At 55.8% G+C, this 18,202-nt stretch carries 14 protein-coding genes; 5 read left to right on the top strand and 9 right to left on the bottom strand.

All coding sequences use genetic code 11. The annotated features are described in order from the left end of the window. Window positions 1–155 precede the first annotated feature (155 nt). Together Q4551_RS11450 and modF are read left to right on the top strand one after the other, a co-directional pair. Window positions 156–500, top strand: coding sequence for a histidine triad nucleotide-binding protein (locus Q4551_RS11450; protein WP_303433972.1), 345 nt, complete (start codon window positions 156–158; stop codon window positions 498–500). Between the two features lie 7 nt (window positions 501–507). Then, the gene (gene modF, locus Q4551_RS11445) at window positions 508–1,944 is read left to right on the top strand and encodes a molybdate ABC transporter ATP-binding protein ModF (protein ID WP_303433971.1); all 1,437 of its coding nucleotides are present in this window, start codon (window positions 508–510) and stop codon (window positions 1,942–1,944) included. A gap of 26 nt (window positions 1,945–1,970) precedes the next feature. On the opposite strand, the gene Q4551_RS11440 is transcribed toward modF, so the two are convergent. The 9 genes from Q4551_RS11440 to Q4551_RS11400 form a co-directional block, all read right to left on the bottom strand. Continuing rightward, window positions 1,971–3,005 (bottom strand): hypothetical protein, encoded by a 1,035-nt coding sequence (locus Q4551_RS11440; protein WP_303433970.1) that lies wholly within the window; start codon window positions 3,003–3,005, stop codon window positions 1,971–1,973. Between the two features lie 130 nt (window positions 3,006–3,135). Continuing rightward, window positions 3,136–4,971: a dihydroxy-acid dehydratase gene (gene ilvD, locus Q4551_RS11435; protein WP_303433976.1), complete on the bottom strand. Its 1,836-nt coding sequence runs from the start codon at window positions 4,969–4,971 to the stop codon at window positions 3,136–3,138. A 678-nt stretch (window positions 4,972–5,649) separates the two neighbouring features. Beyond that, window positions 5,650–6,576, bottom strand: a complete 927-nt coding sequence (locus Q4551_RS11430; protein WP_303433969.1) for an ABC transporter permease — start codon at window positions 6,574–6,576, stop codon at window positions 5,650–5,652. Window positions 6,577–6,591: 15 nt separating this feature from the next. Then, complete coding sequence (locus Q4551_RS11425) at window positions 6,592–7,683, bottom strand: ABC transporter permease (RefSeq protein WP_303433968.1); 1,092 nt, start codon at window positions 7,681–7,683, stop codon at window positions 6,592–6,594. After that, entirely contained in the window at window positions 7,676–9,208 is a 1,533-nt protein-coding gene (locus tag Q4551_RS11420) for an ABC transporter ATP-binding protein (RefSeq protein ID WP_303433967.1), read from the bottom strand. Before Q4551_RS11420 ends, Q4551_RS11425 begins: the two co-directional genes overlap by 8 nt. Next, entirely contained in the window at window positions 9,205–10,302 is a 1,098-nt protein-coding gene (locus Q4551_RS11415) for a BMP family ABC transporter substrate-binding protein (protein WP_303433966.1), read from the bottom strand. Before Q4551_RS11415 ends, Q4551_RS11420 begins: the two co-directional genes overlap by 4 nt. 41 nt (window positions 10,303–10,343) lie before the next feature. Then, window positions 10,344–11,384 carry an isopenicillin N synthase family oxygenase gene (locus Q4551_RS11410; protein ID WP_303433965.1) on the bottom strand — a complete coding sequence of 347 codons (1,041 nt, stop codon included), beginning with the start codon at window positions 11,382–11,384 and terminating at the stop codon, window positions 10,344–10,346. A 341-nt stretch (window positions 11,385–11,725) separates the two neighbouring features. After that, window positions 11,726–12,976, bottom strand: a complete 1,251-nt coding sequence (gene codA, locus Q4551_RS11405; protein ID WP_303433964.1) for a cytosine deaminase — start codon at window positions 12,974–12,976, stop codon at window positions 11,726–11,728. 10 nt (window positions 12,977–12,986) lie between these two features. Continuing rightward, a complete protein-coding gene (locus tag Q4551_RS11400) occupies window positions 12,987–14,240 on the bottom strand; it encodes a PucR family transcriptional regulator (RefSeq protein WP_303433963.1) in 1,254 nt (417 codons plus the stop codon). A gap of 679 nt (window positions 14,241–14,919) precedes the next feature. On the opposite strand from Q4551_RS11400, the gene argS reads away from it, so the two are divergent. From argS to Q4551_RS11385, 3 genes are all read left to right on the top strand, one after another. Then, complete coding sequence (gene argS / locus Q4551_RS11395) at window positions 14,920–16,605, top strand: arginine--tRNA ligase (RefSeq protein ID WP_303433962.1); 1,686 nt, start codon at window positions 14,920–14,922, stop codon at window positions 16,603–16,605. Window positions 16,606–16,675: 70 nt separating this feature from the next. Then, window positions 16,676–17,251, top strand: a complete 576-nt coding sequence (locus Q4551_RS11390) for an SPOR domain-containing protein (RefSeq protein WP_303433961.1) — start codon at window positions 16,676–16,678, stop codon at window positions 17,249–17,251. A gap of 42 nt (window positions 17,252–17,293) precedes the next feature. Further along, window positions 17,294–18,160 carry an alpha/beta fold hydrolase gene (locus Q4551_RS11385; RefSeq protein ID WP_303433960.1) on the top strand — a complete coding sequence of 289 codons (867 nt, stop codon included), beginning with the start codon at window positions 17,294–17,296 and terminating at the stop codon, window positions 18,158–18,160. The last annotated feature ends 42 nt before the right edge of the window (window positions 18,161–18,202 follow it).

Here is an 18,202-nt window from a genome sequence, read left to right as displayed (position 1 = left end):
TATGCCTGTGAGAAAGCAAGGGCGGACGCTGAGAATAAATAACCCGGGACTGAGCCGGTAACGGATACCGACGGTTGAGTACGGGCGGGTTTTTGGATTGAAAACAGAATGAGCTATACAGTAAGGTGTCCTGTCGTGACAGGAGAATACTAACTATGACAGAAGATACTGTTTTTGGAAAAATAGCGCGCGGTGAAGCCCAGGCGAATATAGTTTATGAAGATGATCTGGTGGTCGCTTTTCGTGATCTTTACCCGGCAGCACCAACTCATATTCTGATTATTCCGCGTAAACCCATACCTCGCTTGTGTGATGCCGCAATCGAAGACAAGGCATTGCTTGGTCATATGCTACTGACCGCAAATCAGGTCGCCGAGAGCGAGGGGTTGGGCGACAAGTTCCGTTTGGTGATTAACAATGGCGCAGATGCTGGCCAATCGGTTTTTCACTTACATATGCACGTGATTGGTGGTCGGCCGCTGACCTGGCCGCCGGGTTGAGATAACGATGAAGTTTGAAGCAATACAGGCAAAACTGCACGATGGTCGTTACCTGAAGGTAGCGCAGTGGGAAGTGACTGACGGACAGTTCTGGGCCATTGCCGGCACCAATGGCAGCGGTAAAACGGCGCTGTCCTGCCTGCTGGGCGATCAGGTCAAGCTGAGCCATGGGGCGGTTGATGGGCTGCTGGATAGCGTCGCTTATGTGTCTCTCGAGGCACAGGCGGAGCTTATTGAGCATGAGCGCAAGGTCGATGAAAGCGACCTGACGGATATGGCCAGTAAAGGGACTCTGGTTCGGGATCTGATTGCGCCGGTAGAGGATGTTGCAGCGCTGGTTGATGGCTTGGGTATTCGGCATTTGCTTGATCAGGGCTTCCGGTCGTTGTCGACCGGTGAAAGCCGCAAAGTGCTGTGGGTCAGCCGGTTACGCCAACAACAGGACCTGCTGGTGCTGGATGAGCCCTATGAAGGCCTGGATGTTAACAGTCGCGCCTATATCAAACAGTGTCTGGACGATTTGGCTTCCCAAGGCCGGAGGATTGTCTGGGTTGCCAATCGGCTGGATGAACTGCCGGACTGGATCACCCACGTCGCGTTTATGCACGATGCAGAGTTGCTGGCTCAAGGGCCCCGACAAGAAGTTTTGGCGCTGCCAGAAGTAAACGCCTTGATTCACTTCGACAAGGAATTACCCGAGTTACCTCTTGCACCTGTCCCGCCGCTACAGCTTGCCGATGGCGAACCGTTGGTGTGCCTGACTCAAGGTCGCATCCAGTATGAGGAACGGGTGTTGTTTGATCAGCTGGACTGGACAATTACGCCAGGGCAGCATTGGGCTGTACAAGGGCCGAATGGCTGTGGCAAAACCAGTCTGTTACAGATGCTGACGGGGGATAACCCACAGTGTTATCGCAATAACCTGCGCTTGTTTGGTATTCAGCGCGGCACCGGTGAAAGTATCTGGGATATTAAAAAGCATATCGGGCTGGTCTCGGCTTCTCTGCAGTGGCAGTACCGCGCATCGACCAATGTGATCAGTGCGTTGGTTTCCGGGCTGCACGATAGCATCGGCTTGTACAAAGCCGTACGCGATGATGACAAAAAGCTGGCATTACAATGGCTGGATATTCTGGGGCTGAAAGAGAAAGCTAACCAGAGCCTGCAACACCTGTCGTATGGTGAGCAGCGTCTGGTGCTGATTGGACGGGCCTTGATCAAGCAACCGGCGTTACTGATTCTGGATGAACCCTGTCAAGGGCTGGATGATCTGAGCCGTCATATGGTACTGGCGTTTATCAACCGCCTGGTGGAGCAGCAGCGTATGACGATGCTGTATGTGACTCACCATGCGGATGAAATTCCGACGGAATTTTCCCATCGGTTGGTTTTTCAGCCGCAAGCAGAGGGCCGCAGCCTGATTCTGCAAGTAACGGAGGCCTGATGGTCTCCGGAGTCTATCCCCTGGTGTCAGGGATTCCTGGGTGCGGTGGCAGTACCAGACTCCAGTGCCTGAAGGCGGTTGGTCAGCTCACGAATTTTCTTTTCCAGCGGTGCCTTGATATTAGTCGCCTGCTCGTTCGCTTTCTGTACCAATGCCAGGGTCTGGTCGAGAAAGGCCATATTGCGTAGATCGCCGGCATTCAACGCTTCTGCTAACTGGTGCAGATAACTTTCAAAGCGCAGGGCTGCTTGCTCTGCGTCATCAATATCCATGTTAATGATCTTCTCGGCTTCGCGGCCAATATAGAGTGCATGCTGTGCTGCTCGAAGTGCACGCTTACCAATCTGTTCCGATAAGGTCCGATTGGTATATTGGTCGCTGATGGTGTTGTTGGCCTCTTCCGTTAGCGTTTCTGCAAATTTGAACGTCTCCAAAGCAAAATAATCCACCCCTTCATCCTCGGCTTTTTCCAGGGTCTTTTGAGCCGGTCGCCAATGCAGTTCAAGCATGGTGTCGCGTTCCAGCTCTTGCATGTCTTCCAGCAAGTCACCGATATCGTCATCGAGGCTGTTATCACGTCCGGCTTCAATCGCTTGGGCCAATGATTTGATTTTCTCGAATTGCTTTTTATAGGCAGAGGGCAAGACCTTGTCGGCCTTGATGTCTTCCAGAACTTGTTTTTGTGCCAGTAGCACGGACAGTGTTTCGGCGACCTTGTGTTTATTGGCCATGCCGCTTTCAAACAGTGTCAATGTCCTGGCCGCAGACTCAAGTGCCTGTTGGTCATTGCCTGCCAGATCACTTTTACGGGCGGCGCTGATGGCAGTATTCATCTGTTGCCAATGCAGTGGTGAATAGAGGGCAAGATTTTCATTTCGGCCGGTGATGACTGACTCTTCAGCGGCATCGAGAGCGGTATGGGTATCACCGGTAAAGGTTTTGGCTTTACGGGCGGCGAGATCATCGAATGCATCTTCGTTTGCAATATGTTTGCTGGCACAGCCTGATACCAGTAGCAAGGCCAGCAGAACAGACAAGAAAGTACCGTGCCTGAGCGTCATATAAATCTCCTCTGGTGGCAAAAACAGCGCGGCGACATCCATTGTAATGTCGCTGCGCCACCATCAATGACGCATCTGGGCGTCAATAAATCAGACTGCTTTGTGGCAAGCCGGTTCTCGATGGCTGGTATCAATCGAGTAACAATTTGTCACGTACTGCACCCTTGTCGGCACTGGTCGCAAATTTGGCATAAGCCTTGAGCGCCGTGCTGACTTTACGAGGACGCAGCTCCGCTGGCTTCCAGCCCTTGGCGTCTTGCTCGGCACGACGGCTCACCAGTTCTGCATCATCCAACAGCACATTGATGCTGCGATTGGGGATGTCGATCAGAATAGGGTCGCCGTCCTTGAGCAGGCCAATAGCACCACCGGAAGCTGCTTCTGGTGACGCATGGCCGATCGACAGGCCAGAAGTACCACCAGAGAAGCGGCCATCAGTCAGCAGGGCACAGGCTTTGCCGAGACCTTTGGATTTCAGATAGGACGTTGGATACAGCATCTCCTGCATTCCCGGGCCACCTTTTGGACCTTCGTAACGAATGATCACCACATCACCGGCCACCACTTCGTCAGCCAGAATACCTTTGACGGCTGTGTCCTGGGATTCAAAGATCTTGGCCTTGCCGTTGAACACCAGAATCGAGTCATCCACCCCGGCTGTTTTCACGACACAGCCATCCAGAGCGATATTGCCGTACAACACGGCCAGGCCGCCTTCACGGGAATAGGCGTGTTCGAGGTTACGAATACAACCGTTGGCACGGTCACCGTCCAGGGTTGGCCAGCGCGTGTTTTGGCTAAAGGCGGTCTGGGTCGGAATCCCGGCCGGTCCGGCCTTGTAGAACTCCAGTACTTCCGGCGTCGGGTTACGCATAATATCCCACTTGTCCAATGCCTCAAGCAAGGTGCTGCTGTGCACCGTTGGCAGTTGGGAATGCAGCAGCCCAGCGCGTTCAATCTCGCCGAGAATCCCCATAATGCCACCAGCACGATGAACATCTTCGATATGGTATTTGGGCGAGTTGGGCGCCACTTTACACAGTTGTGGCACGACACGAGAGAGACGGTCGATGTCTTTCAGGTCAAAGTCCACATCCGCTTCCTGGGCTGCCGCCAGTAAGTGCAGGATGGTGTTGGTAGACCCGCCCATCACGATATCCAGGGTGATCGCATTCTCGAAAGCATCAAAACTGACGATGGAGCGTGGCAGTACGGATTCGTCATTGTCTTCGTAATAACGTTTGGCGTTTTTGACAATCAGGCGAGCGGCATCGAGAAACAGCTCTTCACGATCAGAGTGCGTTGCCAGCACGGTGCCGTTGCCAGGTAACGATAACCCGATTGCCTCAGTCAGGCAGTTCATGGAGTTGGCAGTGAACATGCCGGAACAAGAGCCACAGGTCGGGCAGGCGCTGCGTTCATATTCTGCAACGTCTGCATCTGAGGCGGTGTCATCGGCGGCAATCACCATGGCATCCACCAGATCCAGCTTGTTCTCAGACAGCTTGGTTTTGCCTGCTTCCATCGGGCCACCGGAGACAAACACAACCGGGATATTCAGCCGCAGGGCAGCCATCAGCATTCCGGGGGTGATCTTGTCGCAGTTGGAAATACACACCAGGGCATCGGCACAGTGGGCATTAACCATATATTCGACGGAATCCGCGATGATTTCACGGCTGGGCAAGCTGTACAGCATACCGTCGTGACCCATGGCGATACCGTCATCAACCGCGATGGTATTAAATTCCTTGGCGACGCCACCGGCTTTTTCTATCTCGCGGGCCACCAGCTGGCCCATATCCTTAAGATGGACATGTCCCGGGACAAACTGGGTAAAAGAGTTGGCGACGGCGATAATCGGTTTATGGAAATCGTCGTCTTTCATTCCGGTGGCGCGCCACAGGGCACGGGCACCCGCCATATTACGACCCGCAGTGGAGGTCTTGGAGCGGTACTCAGGCATGGTGTCTCTCTCTTTGTTCATAGATCCTGCCACAGAGCGGGCAGTCGGGCTGTTTTATAGTGCCTCGGGTGGCGTCAGTCGCAGCCCGGGTACGTGAAAGACCTTCAGTTTAGCAAAAGGCGGGTCACAACGCAGTGCTCTTGGTGTGCCAGAGGCGGATCGCCCGGTGCTCGACAGGAAAACAAGCGGTGGCCAAGGTCGTAAAGTTATCCCTGTTTTCTGTGGATAAATATTGGGATAACTTTGGGGTAGCCTAAGGATAACAGGCCACATCGCTGATGCTGGCTATCGACACGCTGGACTGGTCAAAAAACGCACAGTCCTGCTGGGTATTGGATTATTTCTGAAGATCCAGGTTTTTTATTATAAGTCTTTGTATTTTATTCATATTTTCTGATTTGTTTGGAAGCGCTTACACATGCTGGCGGACTCGCCTTGCCTGGGGATTGATGACAGTCTCTGTCTTGCTAATGGCTGAGCTGTGGATAAGAAAATCCCTTGGCAGGATAAGTCTGTGCATAACGTCAGGATAACTGCCGTTATCCTGATCGTTGGTCGACAATTGAGCCTATCCCGGAATCAAGCGCCGGACTGGGTTATTGTTTTTGGATAGCTGTCTGTTTTGTGTCTGTTCGCCCTGTTCTGGTGTCGCGCATCTGGTGAGACGCCATGCGTGTCTCAGTGTCGATCCTGGCGCACATAGGGCTGACCGAGTGCCGCAGGCTCCATGCCTTTTTTGGAACCGGAACAAGCCGCGACCAGCAGCACCGCGATGGTGAACAGATAAGGGAGCATATTCATCAGATAGATCGGAGCCGGTATACCGATAGCCTGCAGCCGTGGCAACAGCGCTTCGATAGCACCGAACAAAAAAGCCCCGGCCAATGCCTTGAGTGGCTCCCAGCGGGCAAAGACCACCAGCGCAAGGGCGATCCAGCCACGTCCGGCCACCATGTTATCGACCCAGATGCTGCTACTTGCCACCGACAGATATGCCCCGGCCAAACCACAAAGGGCACCGCTGGCGGTGATAGCCAGCAGTTGCTGCACCTGCACCTGCACTCCGGCGACATCGGCGCTGGCAGGGTCTTCTCCAACAGCACGGATTTTCAGGCCTGCGCGGGTACGTTCCAGCAGAAACCAGAGTGCAAAACCGATCAGCACGGTGAGATAGACCAGAATATCCTGATGAAAGAGTAGCTGGCCGACCAGCGGCAGCTGATCCAGCAAGGGGAGATCCAGTGGTTGCAGGCCTTCAAAGCTTTTATGGACATAAGACCGCCCAACCACTCCGGCAATACCCAGCCCCACCGCCATGGTGGCAAGGCCAGCCAGAATCTGTTCGCAGCGCATCACGACCACGGCAAAGCCAAAAACCAGTGCCAGGGTCGCGCCAGCCAGGACCGCACAGAGGATACCAATCGCGGGGTTTCCCAGCGTCAGGGTCAAAACCGCCGCAGTCATGGCGCCCAGAGACATATAGCCTTCGGCACCCATATTGAGGACACCAGCGCGTTCGCAGAGCACCAGTCCCATGCTGGCCAGAGCCAGGGGAATCGCAAATGCCGGTGTGCTACCGAGCCAGTGGGTGATGAACTGTTCCATAAATCTCTTGTTCTCTCAGGTGATCTGGCGTGCGGTTTGGGGTGAGGTCCGGCGCAGCAGGGATACACGGTAACTGCGGAAAAACTGCACCATCAGCAGTGTTAACAGCACGATGCCCTGTATCAGCACCACAATGGCATCCGGGATACCGTAGAACACCTTCAGCGTACTGCCAGCGTTATAAATGCCCGCCAGCGCAATAGCCGTTGGCAATATTGCCAGCGGATTAAAACGCGCCACAAAGGCGATAACGATGCCACTGAAGGTGGTATTGATACCGATGGTCTGGGTCAGGCGATGTTCGACACCGGTGACGATCAGCCCACCCGCCAACCCGGCCAGCGCCCCCGAGAGCAGAATCATCAGGGTAAGGGTCGCAGTGACCGGAATACCGGTCGCCAGAGCCGTGCGGCGATTATGGCCAATAACATCAATGTAGAAACCCGTACGGCTTTTCTGTACCAGCACCGCCATCAGCAAAGTGATGGCCAGCGCCAGATAAATACCGGAATGCAGATTGCCAAAGCCCAGACTGGCGAGCTGCTCGTTGTCATCAAAACGGGGAGAAACCGGAAAGCTGTTGACCGGATCTTTCCAGGCACCAAACAGCAGATGCTGTAACAGCAGATAGGCGACGTTGGACAATAACAGGGTTACCACCAGCTCGTTGACATTGGCCTTCAGCTTTAACAGCAGTGGTACGGCGATCCAGATGGCACCGGCGAGCGCCGAAGCGATCAGCATGATGGGCAGACGCAGCGCCTCACTGCCGAAGTCGTTGTTGGCGACCAGCGTGGCCCCAATGGCACCGAGCCACAGTTGGCCTTCGATCCCGACGTTCCAGAAACGCAGGCGCATGGCCGCGAGGGCTGCCAGACCGACCAGAATCAGCGGTACGGCCAGCGTCAGGGTCTGCGCCAGACCGCGAGCGCTGAAAAAGACCTGAACCACCAGGTCATCCATCAAGGTTGAAGCCGGTGCGCCAGCGGCAAGCAAAACCAATACACCGCAGCCCAGCCCAACCAGCAAACCCAGAATATAAGTCGCGGCGGAGCGCAGGGTACTGACTTGCTGTCGCCGTTCGAGCGTTAAGCGGAAATTACTCATGACCAAGGATTAGCCTCCCAATATCAGCGGCGCTGGCATCGCCGGGCAGTTCTCCGGTAATTTTACCGGCGCTGATCACACAGATACGATCAGACAGCGCCATGATTTCTTCCACATCTTCACTGACCAACAGGCAAGCAGCCCCTTGGGCGACCGCTTCACGCAGTCGCTGATGCACCGCCGCTGACGCCCGGATATCCAGGCCGCGGGTGGGCGAATGCGCCAGTAACAGCTTCATGCCACTGTCGATCTCTCGGGCCAGCAAGACTTTCTGTGCATTGCCGCCCGACAGCAGGCCCATACGGCCGTGGGGACGCGCCCCGGCAATGTCGTGCTGTTCGATACTGGCTTTGGCTTCACGCTCCATACGGCGGCGGTTGAGCCAAAAGCGTCCGAAGCGGCCCCTGACCACCGCGGTCAGGGAGAGATTGGCGGCAATCGTCAGGTCGGATGCCAGCGCGGTTGCCATACGGTCAGCGGGAATCACCCGCAGACCCAGCTGGCGGCGCTGGTTGGGGGGTAACTCCAGGGCATCGGCACCATCAATCATGACGCTGCCAGCGCTGGCGGAACGAATACCGTTCAGGGTTTCAACCAGCTCGTGCTGGCCGTTGCCGCCGACACCCGCGAGGCCGAGTATTTCACCGGCCCGAACCCGCAAGCTGACATCGGTGACTGCCGGAGCACCGTCATCCCGTTGGGCGTGCAAGTGGGCGATAGCCAGCAGGTCCGGCCCTCGAGGTTGAAGGCTGCTGGTCGTGGTGTCCGGTGTGCTGCTGGGTGCGACGCTGGATGCCGAGCTGCCCATCATCAGGCTGGCGATTTTTTCGATCGACAGTTGGGTCGTGTCCAGCCCCGCCGCAACAGTCTTGCCGCGACGCATAATGGTCACCCGGTGGCTGAAACCCACTACTTCGCGCAGCTTGTGGGTAATCAGGATAATACTGCGGCCGGATTCGGCCATGCGACGAATGGCACCGAGCATGGAGCTGGCCTCGGCGTCTGTCAGAACGGCAGTGGGTTCGTCCAGAATCAGAATACGAGCGCCGAGGGCCAACACCTTGCAGATCTCTGCACGTTGTTTTTCGGCCACCGACAGTTCGCCCACCGGACAGTCCGGATTGAGCGTAAAGCCAACTTCCCTGGCGGTTGCCAGCAAGGCGTTGCGGGCAGCGGTGCGGGTCTTCAGGTGAGGATGGTCGTCGGCTGCCAACAACAGGTTTTCTGTTGGCGTCAGCCGATCCACCAGCCGGAAATGCTGATGTACCATGCCGATCCCATGGCGCGCACTGTCCGAGGGCTTGCCGATAATCAGCGGCAACCCCTCCAGTGTCAGGGAACCGGCATCGGCGCTGTAGACGCCGATCAGGATATTCATCAGCGTCGATTTTCCGGCGCCGTTCTCGCCGAGCAAGGCATGCACCTCGCCCTTGGCCAGATCGAACGAGACACCCTCAAGCACGCGATGGATATCAAAGCTTTTATCGATGGCGCTCAGTGTTAACAGGGGAGCCCCCAGGCTCATTGGGCGCCTCCCTGCGTACCTTTCACCAGATAATCCATGGACCAGAGCTGCTCGTCATCAAGAGAGGCGCCGCTGGCCAGCTTTTCGCTGCCATCCTGGGCCAGGATCGGGCCATCAAAAGGGGTCATCTCTCCCGCGATGATGGCGGCCCGTTGCGTGGCGATGGTTTGTTTGACCGCCGCCGGAACGCTGTCTGGCAGTGGCGTGATATCCACAACACCTTCCGCCAAACCCGGGAAGGCACCGTATTCAGACGGTTCCCAGGTGCCTGCAGCGATCGCCTCGATAGTTGGAACCAGGTATTTGTCCCAGTGGAAAGTGACCGAGGTCAGATGGCCTTTGGGGGCATTGGCGCTCATATCCAGCTGGAAGCCAATACTGTATTTGTCTGCTTTTTCCGCTTCGGTGAAAGGCGCGGCGGAAGACAGGTTATTGGCAACAACGGAGACGTTTTGCTCCAACAGGGATTTGGCCCCTTGACCTTCTTTTACCGGGTCCCACCAGGAGTTGGTGTAGAGCACCGCTACCGACGCGTCTGGTTTGCTGACCTGAACCCCTCGGGTAAAGCCGTTGATATCCCAGTTGACCACGCTGACGGGGAAGCCGGCCAAGATGCCCAGTTTATTGCTATCGGCCATGGCCCCGGCGGCAATACCTGCCAGATACCAGCCTTCATACGTGCGGGCATAGAAGCTTTCGAGGTTGTCGGCATTACGGGTGCCGGAGGCATTGACGAACGCTACATTGGGGTATTTTTCCGCCGCTTCCGCGATGCCATCGGAGTAACCGTAGGTAGTACCGACAATAATGTTGAATCCCCGCTGAACGTACAGATCAATGGCGTTTTTCAGGGCGCTGGCATCTTCCGGGATGCTTTCAGCCACAGCGATCGGGTAGCCCAGCTTGTCGGCGACGACTTGACGCGCATCGTCGAGCGCCTCGTTCCAACCACCATCCCGGGCAGTCGCGGCATAAATAAATGCGATTTTGGGTTCACCTTTCAGCTGAAAAGCATCAGCCTGAGCCAGATTCGGCAGCAGGCTGGCGCTGAGAAGTGTCAGGGATAGTGCTGAAGCAAAGACAGGGTTACGCATCGGTTGGATTCTCCGGTTGGGTGCGGGGTGAGCGCTGTCCTTCAGGACGGCGTCTCCGTGCTGCGATGGGCATAGGTTTCGTTAAAACGTGACTGGATGTAGTCGCTGGCCTTGATCGGTTCAAACTGGGCTGGCCAATCCGGGCGTTGACATGAAGGTAATACTTCAATCATGGCGTCGGAGTTGGTGCCGTAGAAAAATGGAATGGAGTAGCGTTGCTTGCCGGAGCGGTTAATGGCGCGATGCAGGGTGGAGGCGAAATAGCCATTGGTCCAGCGCGCCATCAGGTCGCCGACATTGACGATAAAGGCGCCGGGGATCGGTGGCGCCTGTATCCATTCGCCAGCGCAGTTCAGTACCTGTAACGATGGTGTTTCATCGGTACAGAGAATGGTGAAACACTCGTAATCGGAATGAGGGCCGATGCCGATCTGGCGTTCATCAATGGGGCCTTCCTGGCTCGGGTAAGAGAGTACCCGCATCTGGGCCATGGGTTTGTTGCTGAGGGGGGCAAAAAAATCGGCTTTCAGATCCAGTGCCAGCGCGAAGGCAGAGAAGATTTTTTGTCCAAAATCCAGTACCGCACGCTGGTAATCGAGCAGGGCATCCTTGAAACCGGGCAGGTTTTCCGGCCATTGATTGGGGCCATAACCAAATTTGCCAGCCATAACGTCAGGGTCATCGGCAGGCAGGTCGAGGGCAATATCGAAACCTTCATGCAGGTCGCCCAGCCCTTCGGCATTGGTGTTTTCTTCCAGCAATCCGGTGTAACCGCGCAGGTTGGGCGATTGGGCAATATCGACTTTTATCTTGTCTTCCAGCGGCTGATCAAAAAACTGCTGCGCTGCCTTGAATGTCTGTGCGATTACCTGCTCAGGCACCTCATGGCCTTTGGCATAGAAAAAACCGACTTCGGTACAGGCCCGGCGCACGGCTTCACCAACAGCGGCCCAGGCCGCGCTGTCATCGGAATACATGGCGGAAAAATCAATCACCGGAATGGATGAGAACGGCACCGCGAGGCTGTCCAGGTCGTTGTTTTTGACGGCGCGGGGGCCGTTACCCGTCATCACTGTTGCCATGATAAATTCCTGAGTTGGCTTTTGTTCGGTTTTTGGCTGTGCACATTGTTCGCCTGAGACCCGGTTTGTTGAGTCTCTGTCAGTAGACTAGAGCAAGGGCTATACCAAGTAATAAAGGGCTTTGTTGGAAAATTTCCGCAGTGGATAATGAACACCATATGCCGGAAAGGTATGTGCAGGTTGCACTGTTTGTTCTGATTTGATGGTGGGCTGGCGGCGCAGCGTAAAGACTGATTCCCTTACGCCGCAAAAGCCGTTTTCTGTCTGCTGTTTTTTTGCTCTCTATCAGTGCGTTGTCCGGCGATAACCGGTCGGTATTGGGCATGGTGGGGTAGCGGCCATCATGCGGACAGATACGTGTCGCTGATTACTCGCGCCGGTGTGCGTTGCATGATGATGTTGCCCTGGCGGACAGACAGCAGCACGTCACCCTGCTTGCGTAATACGCTGTAGTCATCTTCGCCGTCGAGCAGGATAAAGCTGCCGGGCTTGCCGATCTCGATGCCGTAGTGCGCCTGGATATTCAGGGTGCGGGCACTGTTGTCGGTAATTAGGTCCAGTGCGGTTGCAAAATCACGATAGCCCATCATCTGACAGATATGCAGGCCAAAATCCAGACTGCGCAGCAGCTTGCCGTTACCAAGGGAATACCAGGGGTCAATAATGGAATCTTCAGCAAAACAGACGTTGATACCGGCTTCGTTCAGCTCTTTGACCCGGGTCAGGCCGCGCCGTTTGGGGTAACTGTCGAACCGGCCCTGCAAGTGAATACTTTCGGTCGGGCAGGAAATAAAATTGATGCCGGCGTTCTTGAGCAAACGGAACAGCTTGGAGCAGTAAGCGTTGTCGTAGGAGTGCATGGCGGTGGTATGGCTGGCGGTGACCCGGGGGCCGAGTTCATGCCGCAGGGCTTCATAGGCCAGTACTTCAAGAAAACGGGAATGAGGGTCATCGATCTCATCACAGTGCACATCCACCAGACGGTCGTATTTTTGCGCCAGCTTGATCACGGTTTGCATCGACTCGACACCCAGCTCGCGGGTGTATTCAAAGTGCGGAATACCGCCGACCACATCGGCACCAAATTCCAGCGCTTCCTCCATCAATCGCAGTCCATTGGGAAACGAGAGCAGCCCATCCTGGGGAAAGGCGACGACCTGGAGTTCGATCTTGTCCTTGAGTTCATCACGCAGGGTGCACAGGGTCTTGAGTCCGACCAGACTGGGGTCGGAGGTATCGGCATGGGTCCGTATATGTTGCACACCATTCTGGACCAGCAACTCGATGGTATCGAGCACGCGGCGACGAATGTCGGCCTCGTTCAGCATCGGTTTGCGTTCACCCCAGCGTTCAATGCCTTCGAACAGGGTGCCGCTCTGGTTCCAGTTCGGTTCGCCAGCGGTCAGTGCCGCATCAAGGTGAATATGAGGTTCAACAAAAGGCGCGCATAACAAGGTGCCGGCGGCGTCGATGGCGTCTGCGGGGCAAGGCAGAGCAGCGCTTTGTGGCGTTATCTGGCTGAATACGCCGTCGGTGATATCGAGGCTGTGGAGCTGGGACTTCTGTCGCAGACGGGCGTTAACGATTTTCATGGAAACCTCTTCAGAGTTCTTCAGCCTTGGGGGGCTGGGTGTCGATATTGTGATGCTGAAACAGGATCTGCTCGATCAGCAGGGCATTTTGCAAATTCAGACGCACAAAGGCGTCGCCGAGTCGATGGCCGACCAGCTGTTCAATCCGTTTCAGGCGATGTCTGAGCGTATTGCGGTGGATGCCCAGCACTTCAGCGGTCTGTTGCTGGTTGCCGAACAGGTTGAGGTACTGGGTCAGGGTTTCCTTTAGCTGCAGTGACTGATCGTTGCGGGAAAAACAAAGACTGCCCAGCTGTTGTTGGCAGAACTGGGCCAGCAGGCTGCGTTGCGGAATGGCAGCAAACAGACGGGCGATGCCGAGCTGGTCATAAAAGAACAGGCGCTGGCCGCCGTGCTGAACGGCAAATTGTACCGCCTGACGGGACTGTTCGACGGCGGAAGACAGTTGGCTGAGGCCCGGTTGCAGATCACTGGCCCCGGCGTAGAGCTGCAAGTCCGGCATCCGCTGTTGCAGCTGGTCGAGTGCCGAACTGAGGTCTTCGGCCAAGTCGCTGGCGTGGTCACGTTCGGTTGGCCAGATGGCGATCAGATCCTGTTCAAGTACCAGCACTGGCCAGTCGATACCCCGGCGTTTCAGTAGTTCGCCAAACTGCTGCTCCAGCTCATTACGCTGGTTGATCAGCTGCCAATGCTGTTCCTTGTCTTCACTGAGCAGGCGCTGGTGGAAGCCGGAAAGGCGCACGGAGACCACGGTATAGGGGCGGTTGTCGTTGAGATCCAGTTCGGCTGCCCGTAAATGAATAAGCTCCGGTGCATCGGCAAAACCGTTGATCAGCCGGGTCAGGAACAGCTTGGTGGACTGGCCGATCAGGTTGTCCTGCACAATGGCGTTGCTGATAACTTCAGTGACCAACACCATTTTCAGGGAGTAGGGTTGCTCCAGAATCGGGAAGTTGAGCGCGTTGGCCAGCTCCAGCACACCGGCCGGAATCCGGCGGATGTACTCGGGGCCTGTCAGGATCACCAGGCCAGCGACCTGGTGCTCAACCGCTTCCTGCACCAGTTGCTTGAGGTTGGCTTCGCTGCGATGCAGGTTGATGCCGGTGACAAACACCAGCTCGCCCCCGCGAACCCAGGGGGCGATGGTTTCGTTTTCGGCAACATAGGGCCAGCGAACGGGCCGGTTACCGCCTTGCAGGCCCGCCCGAAAGAGAATTTCCTCCAAACCGGGCAGGCGCGAAATATCGGCGCAGGTGATGGCCATCTCAACTCTCCATCGTTGTTGGTGCGCTGCGGGACCGGCAGTGACGCTGGTGGGCCTGTCGATCTGTGTGTTGGTCAGTCTGTTGGTCTGAGTGTCGATTGATGTAGTGATCGATCAGGGTGGACAGCTTTATGGCTGGCTCGGCGAAAGGGAGTGCCGTTGGATGTTGCTGATTGGGCACTTCGCTTAACAAGTTGTCTGGGTGTTGCATCGCCTGCTCCGTCTGGTTTTATCCATGGTCGTTTTGCCTGAGTGCAGATAAAGCAAGGCTTGTTCCAGTCTTCAGGGAGGCTTGTGGCGGTTAATGCTGGTGGTCGGTATCGGTGGCTTTCTGGTTTATATGTTGTGCAATATGCACATTAATAATAAGCAGGCAGGGAATACGGATAAGTGGGCAGGCGGTGGCTGCCCTGTGCCGGTTCATTGAATGCTTTATTGGAGGGCAGGGTGGTGGGTTGGGTGAAAGACAATGAAATGGCAAGAGAATAGCCCGGCCTGACAGGATGATTCCCGGTTCATCAAGAGAACGGCTGTGCCCGGGTTGCAGCATGGATTCTGCACAAGGTCGCAAAATCGTGAGTTTTTGAGTCTGGAGCGGGTGCGTCCTTCACCCGGAGCGCTGAATTTGCGATACTCGCCTTCCTTTCCTGTTTATCGATATCAATCTGATTCCCTGCTTATGAAACCGCAAATTGCTGAGCTGTTGTCCGCCGCCGTTGTCACCCTAAAAGATCAGGATGTGATTCCTGCCACCCATGAAGTGCGCATTCAGATCGATAATACCCGTGACAAGGCCCATGGCGATCTCGCCACCAACCTGGCTTTGACTCTGGCCAAACCGGCGGGCAAAAACCCTCGGGAACTGGCGCAGCGGCTGGTGGATGCCTTGCCTGCAACGCCCTTGATCGAAAAGGTTGAAATCGCAGGCCCTGGCTTTATCAATTTTTACCTCAGTCAGGCCTCAACCAGTCATCTGGTACGAGCAGTGCTGGAAGCGGGTGCAGACTACGGTCGTAATCGCTCGGGTGCGGGCAAAAAAGTGCAGGTGGAATTTGTCTCGGCCAACCCCACCGGGCCACTGCATATTGGTCATGGTCGTGGTGCCGCCGTCGGGGATTGTCTCTGCCGCCTGCTGGATGCCAATGGCTGGGAAGTGACCAGTGAGTTTTATTACAACGATGCCGGGCAGCAGATCAATAATCTGGCGCTGTCGGTACAGTCCCGTTGCAAGGGCCTGACCCCGGACGACGAAGGCTGGCCAGAAAACGGCTATCGCGGTGATTACATTACCGATCTGGCCGCCAGCTATATGAATGGTGACGTGGTGGAAGCCGCCGACCAGCGTTATACCGGTGCCAAGGATGCTGATGACCTGGAAGCCATTCGCCACTTCGCGGTAGCCTATCTGCGTCGTGAACAGGACCTTGATCTCAAGGCCTTTGCGGTCGACTTTGATGTCTATTTTCTCGAATCCTCGCTCTACCATGAGGGCAAGGTGAACAACACGGTTGAACGGCTGATCGACAGCGGTTACACCTACGAAGACGGTGGCGCCCTGTGGCTGAAAACCACCGAATTCGGCGATGACAAAGACCGCGTGATGCGTAAATCCGATGGGGGTTTCACCTACTTTGTCCCGGATGTGGCTTACCATCTGGATAAATGGCAGCGTGGCTTCGAGCGGGTTGTTAACGAACAGGGCGCGGATCACCACAGCACCATTACCCGTGTACGCGCCGGATTACAGGCACTGGATGTCGGTATTCCCCAAGGCTGGCCGGATTACGTGCTGCATCAGATGGTGACGGTGATGCGGGGCGGCGAAGAAGTGAAAATATCCAAGCGAGCAGGCAGTTACGTGACCCTGCGAGACCTGATCGATGAAGTTGGCCGCGATGCGACCCGTTATTTCCTGGCGGCGCGCAAGGCCGACAGTCAGTTGACCTTTGATATCGACCTCGCCCGTGAGCAGTCTTCCGATAACCCGGTGTACTATATTCAATACGCCCATGCCCGGGTTCGCTCCATTTTCCGCAAGCTGGCGGAATCGGGTCTGAGCTGGGATAGCGCCACCGGATTGGCTGCGCTGGAGCATTTGCAGCTGGATTCCGAGAAAGAACTTATCGTGAAGCTGGGACGTTTTCCAGAAGTGGTCAAAGCCGCGGGTGCCGCCAACGAACCGCATCAGGTGGCCAATTATCTCAAGGATCTGGCCGGTGATTTCCACACTTATTACAACTCTGAGAAAACACTGGTCGACGACGAAGGCTTGCGTAACGCTCGTCTGACATTGGCAGAAGCTGTACGTCAGGTGATTGCCAACGGTTTGTACCTGCTGGGTGTCAGTGCTCCGGACGTTATGTAAATCCGCTGGTGATAACGTCCGCTAACACAATTGATTGTTGCCGCTCACTATTTACCAGGATGATAGAGTTATGTCCGACAGTTCCAGCCGCATCCCCGGTTGGGTATGGATTACAACACCGACACTGGCCATTGCCTTTGTCGGATTTGTGATTTATCTCAGCACCTTGCCTGCCAGTGATGAACCCGGTGCAGCCCAGGACGATGCCCGTCAGGCGTTGCAACAAGGGATTGAACGGGCCAAGGCCAGTGTGACAGAGGCCGTCAAGGAGCAGATAGCCAGGGAGGCCGGAGAACCGGCCTACGACTTTTACCAGTTGCTGGAACAGCAAAAGGTAGAAGCGCCACAGGTGGATGCCTATGTCTCGACGCCCAAAGACGCGACGGTCAGCTACGAATACCTGCTACAGGTTGGCTCGTTCCGTTCCGGTGAGGATGCCGACGAAATGCGGGCCAATTTATTGCTGTTGGGCATGAGTGCCTACGCGGTGGAAGCCAGCGTCAATAATGGCACCTGGCATCGGGTATTTGTTGGTCCGTTCAGCAATCGCTCAAAACTGAACAAAGCGCAGGATATTCTGGTCAGTAACAACATCAGTCCTTTATTAATCAAGAAACCGCTGCCCGCAACCTCTGGAACGCAGTAACTTGCACTCCGGGTTTGCTGATGGCGATGGCGAGGAAGCCGTATGAGTCAGCAAGCCCAATCCTGCCGCTATACCTATCAGACCAGCGAAGGTTCGCATCAGGGTCATTATCTGTATTGGCCTTCAGCCCGCCCGGATGCGCCACTGTTGGTGTGTGTGCATGGTCTGACGCGTAATGCTCGCGACTTCGATATTCTGGCGCAATCATTGACGGATCACTATCGTGTTATCTGCCCGGATATTGCCGGACGAGGTGATAGCGAACGGCTGCGCACGCCAGCGCTGTATGGCTATCCGCTTTATGTTGGCCAGATGCAGCAATGCCTGCAGCACCTGATGCTGAAGTACCAGGTGACCGAATTCGACTGGGTCGGCACCTCCATGGGGGGACTGATCGGCATGATGCTGGCTGCCCAACCGGTATGTCCGTTGCGCAAGCTGGTGATCAACGACGTCGGTTTTTTTATTCCCAAGGCCTCGCTGGAGCGCTTGTCGGGTTATGTTGGCAAGGGTACCGACTTTGCCGATCTGGCCGCAGTGGAAGTCTATCTGCGCGAGGTGGCGGCCACGTTTGGGCCGCTGACCGATGCACAATGGCAACATCTGGCCCGTTACAGTGTTGAATTATCCAACGGCCGTTACCGGCTGCGATACGACCCTGCCATTGCCCAGGCGTTTGTGGGGGTCACACCGGAAGACGTTGACCTGTCGGCTATCTGGCAATTGGTGCAGCTCGAGACCTTGCTGATTCGTGGTGGGGATTCTGATCTGCTGCTCCGCGAAACGGCGCAAACCATGGCCGCGCAAGCGCATGTCACGCTGGTGGAGTTTCCCGGTATTGGTCATGCACCGGCCTTGATGGCGCGGGATCAGATTCGTGCGATTCGCCATTTTCTTGGCTGTCGGTAAAAAAAGGCGTGTATCACAGACTAGCAATTACACGCAAAAGAT

The sequence above is a fragment of the Oceanobacter sp. 5_MG-2023 genome (assembly GCF_030548165.1).
Taxonomy (GTDB): domain Bacteria; phylum Pseudomonadota; class Gammaproteobacteria; order Pseudomonadales; family Oceanobacteraceae; genus Oceanobacter.
This window is presented reverse-complemented; position numbering and strand designations above follow the sequence as displayed.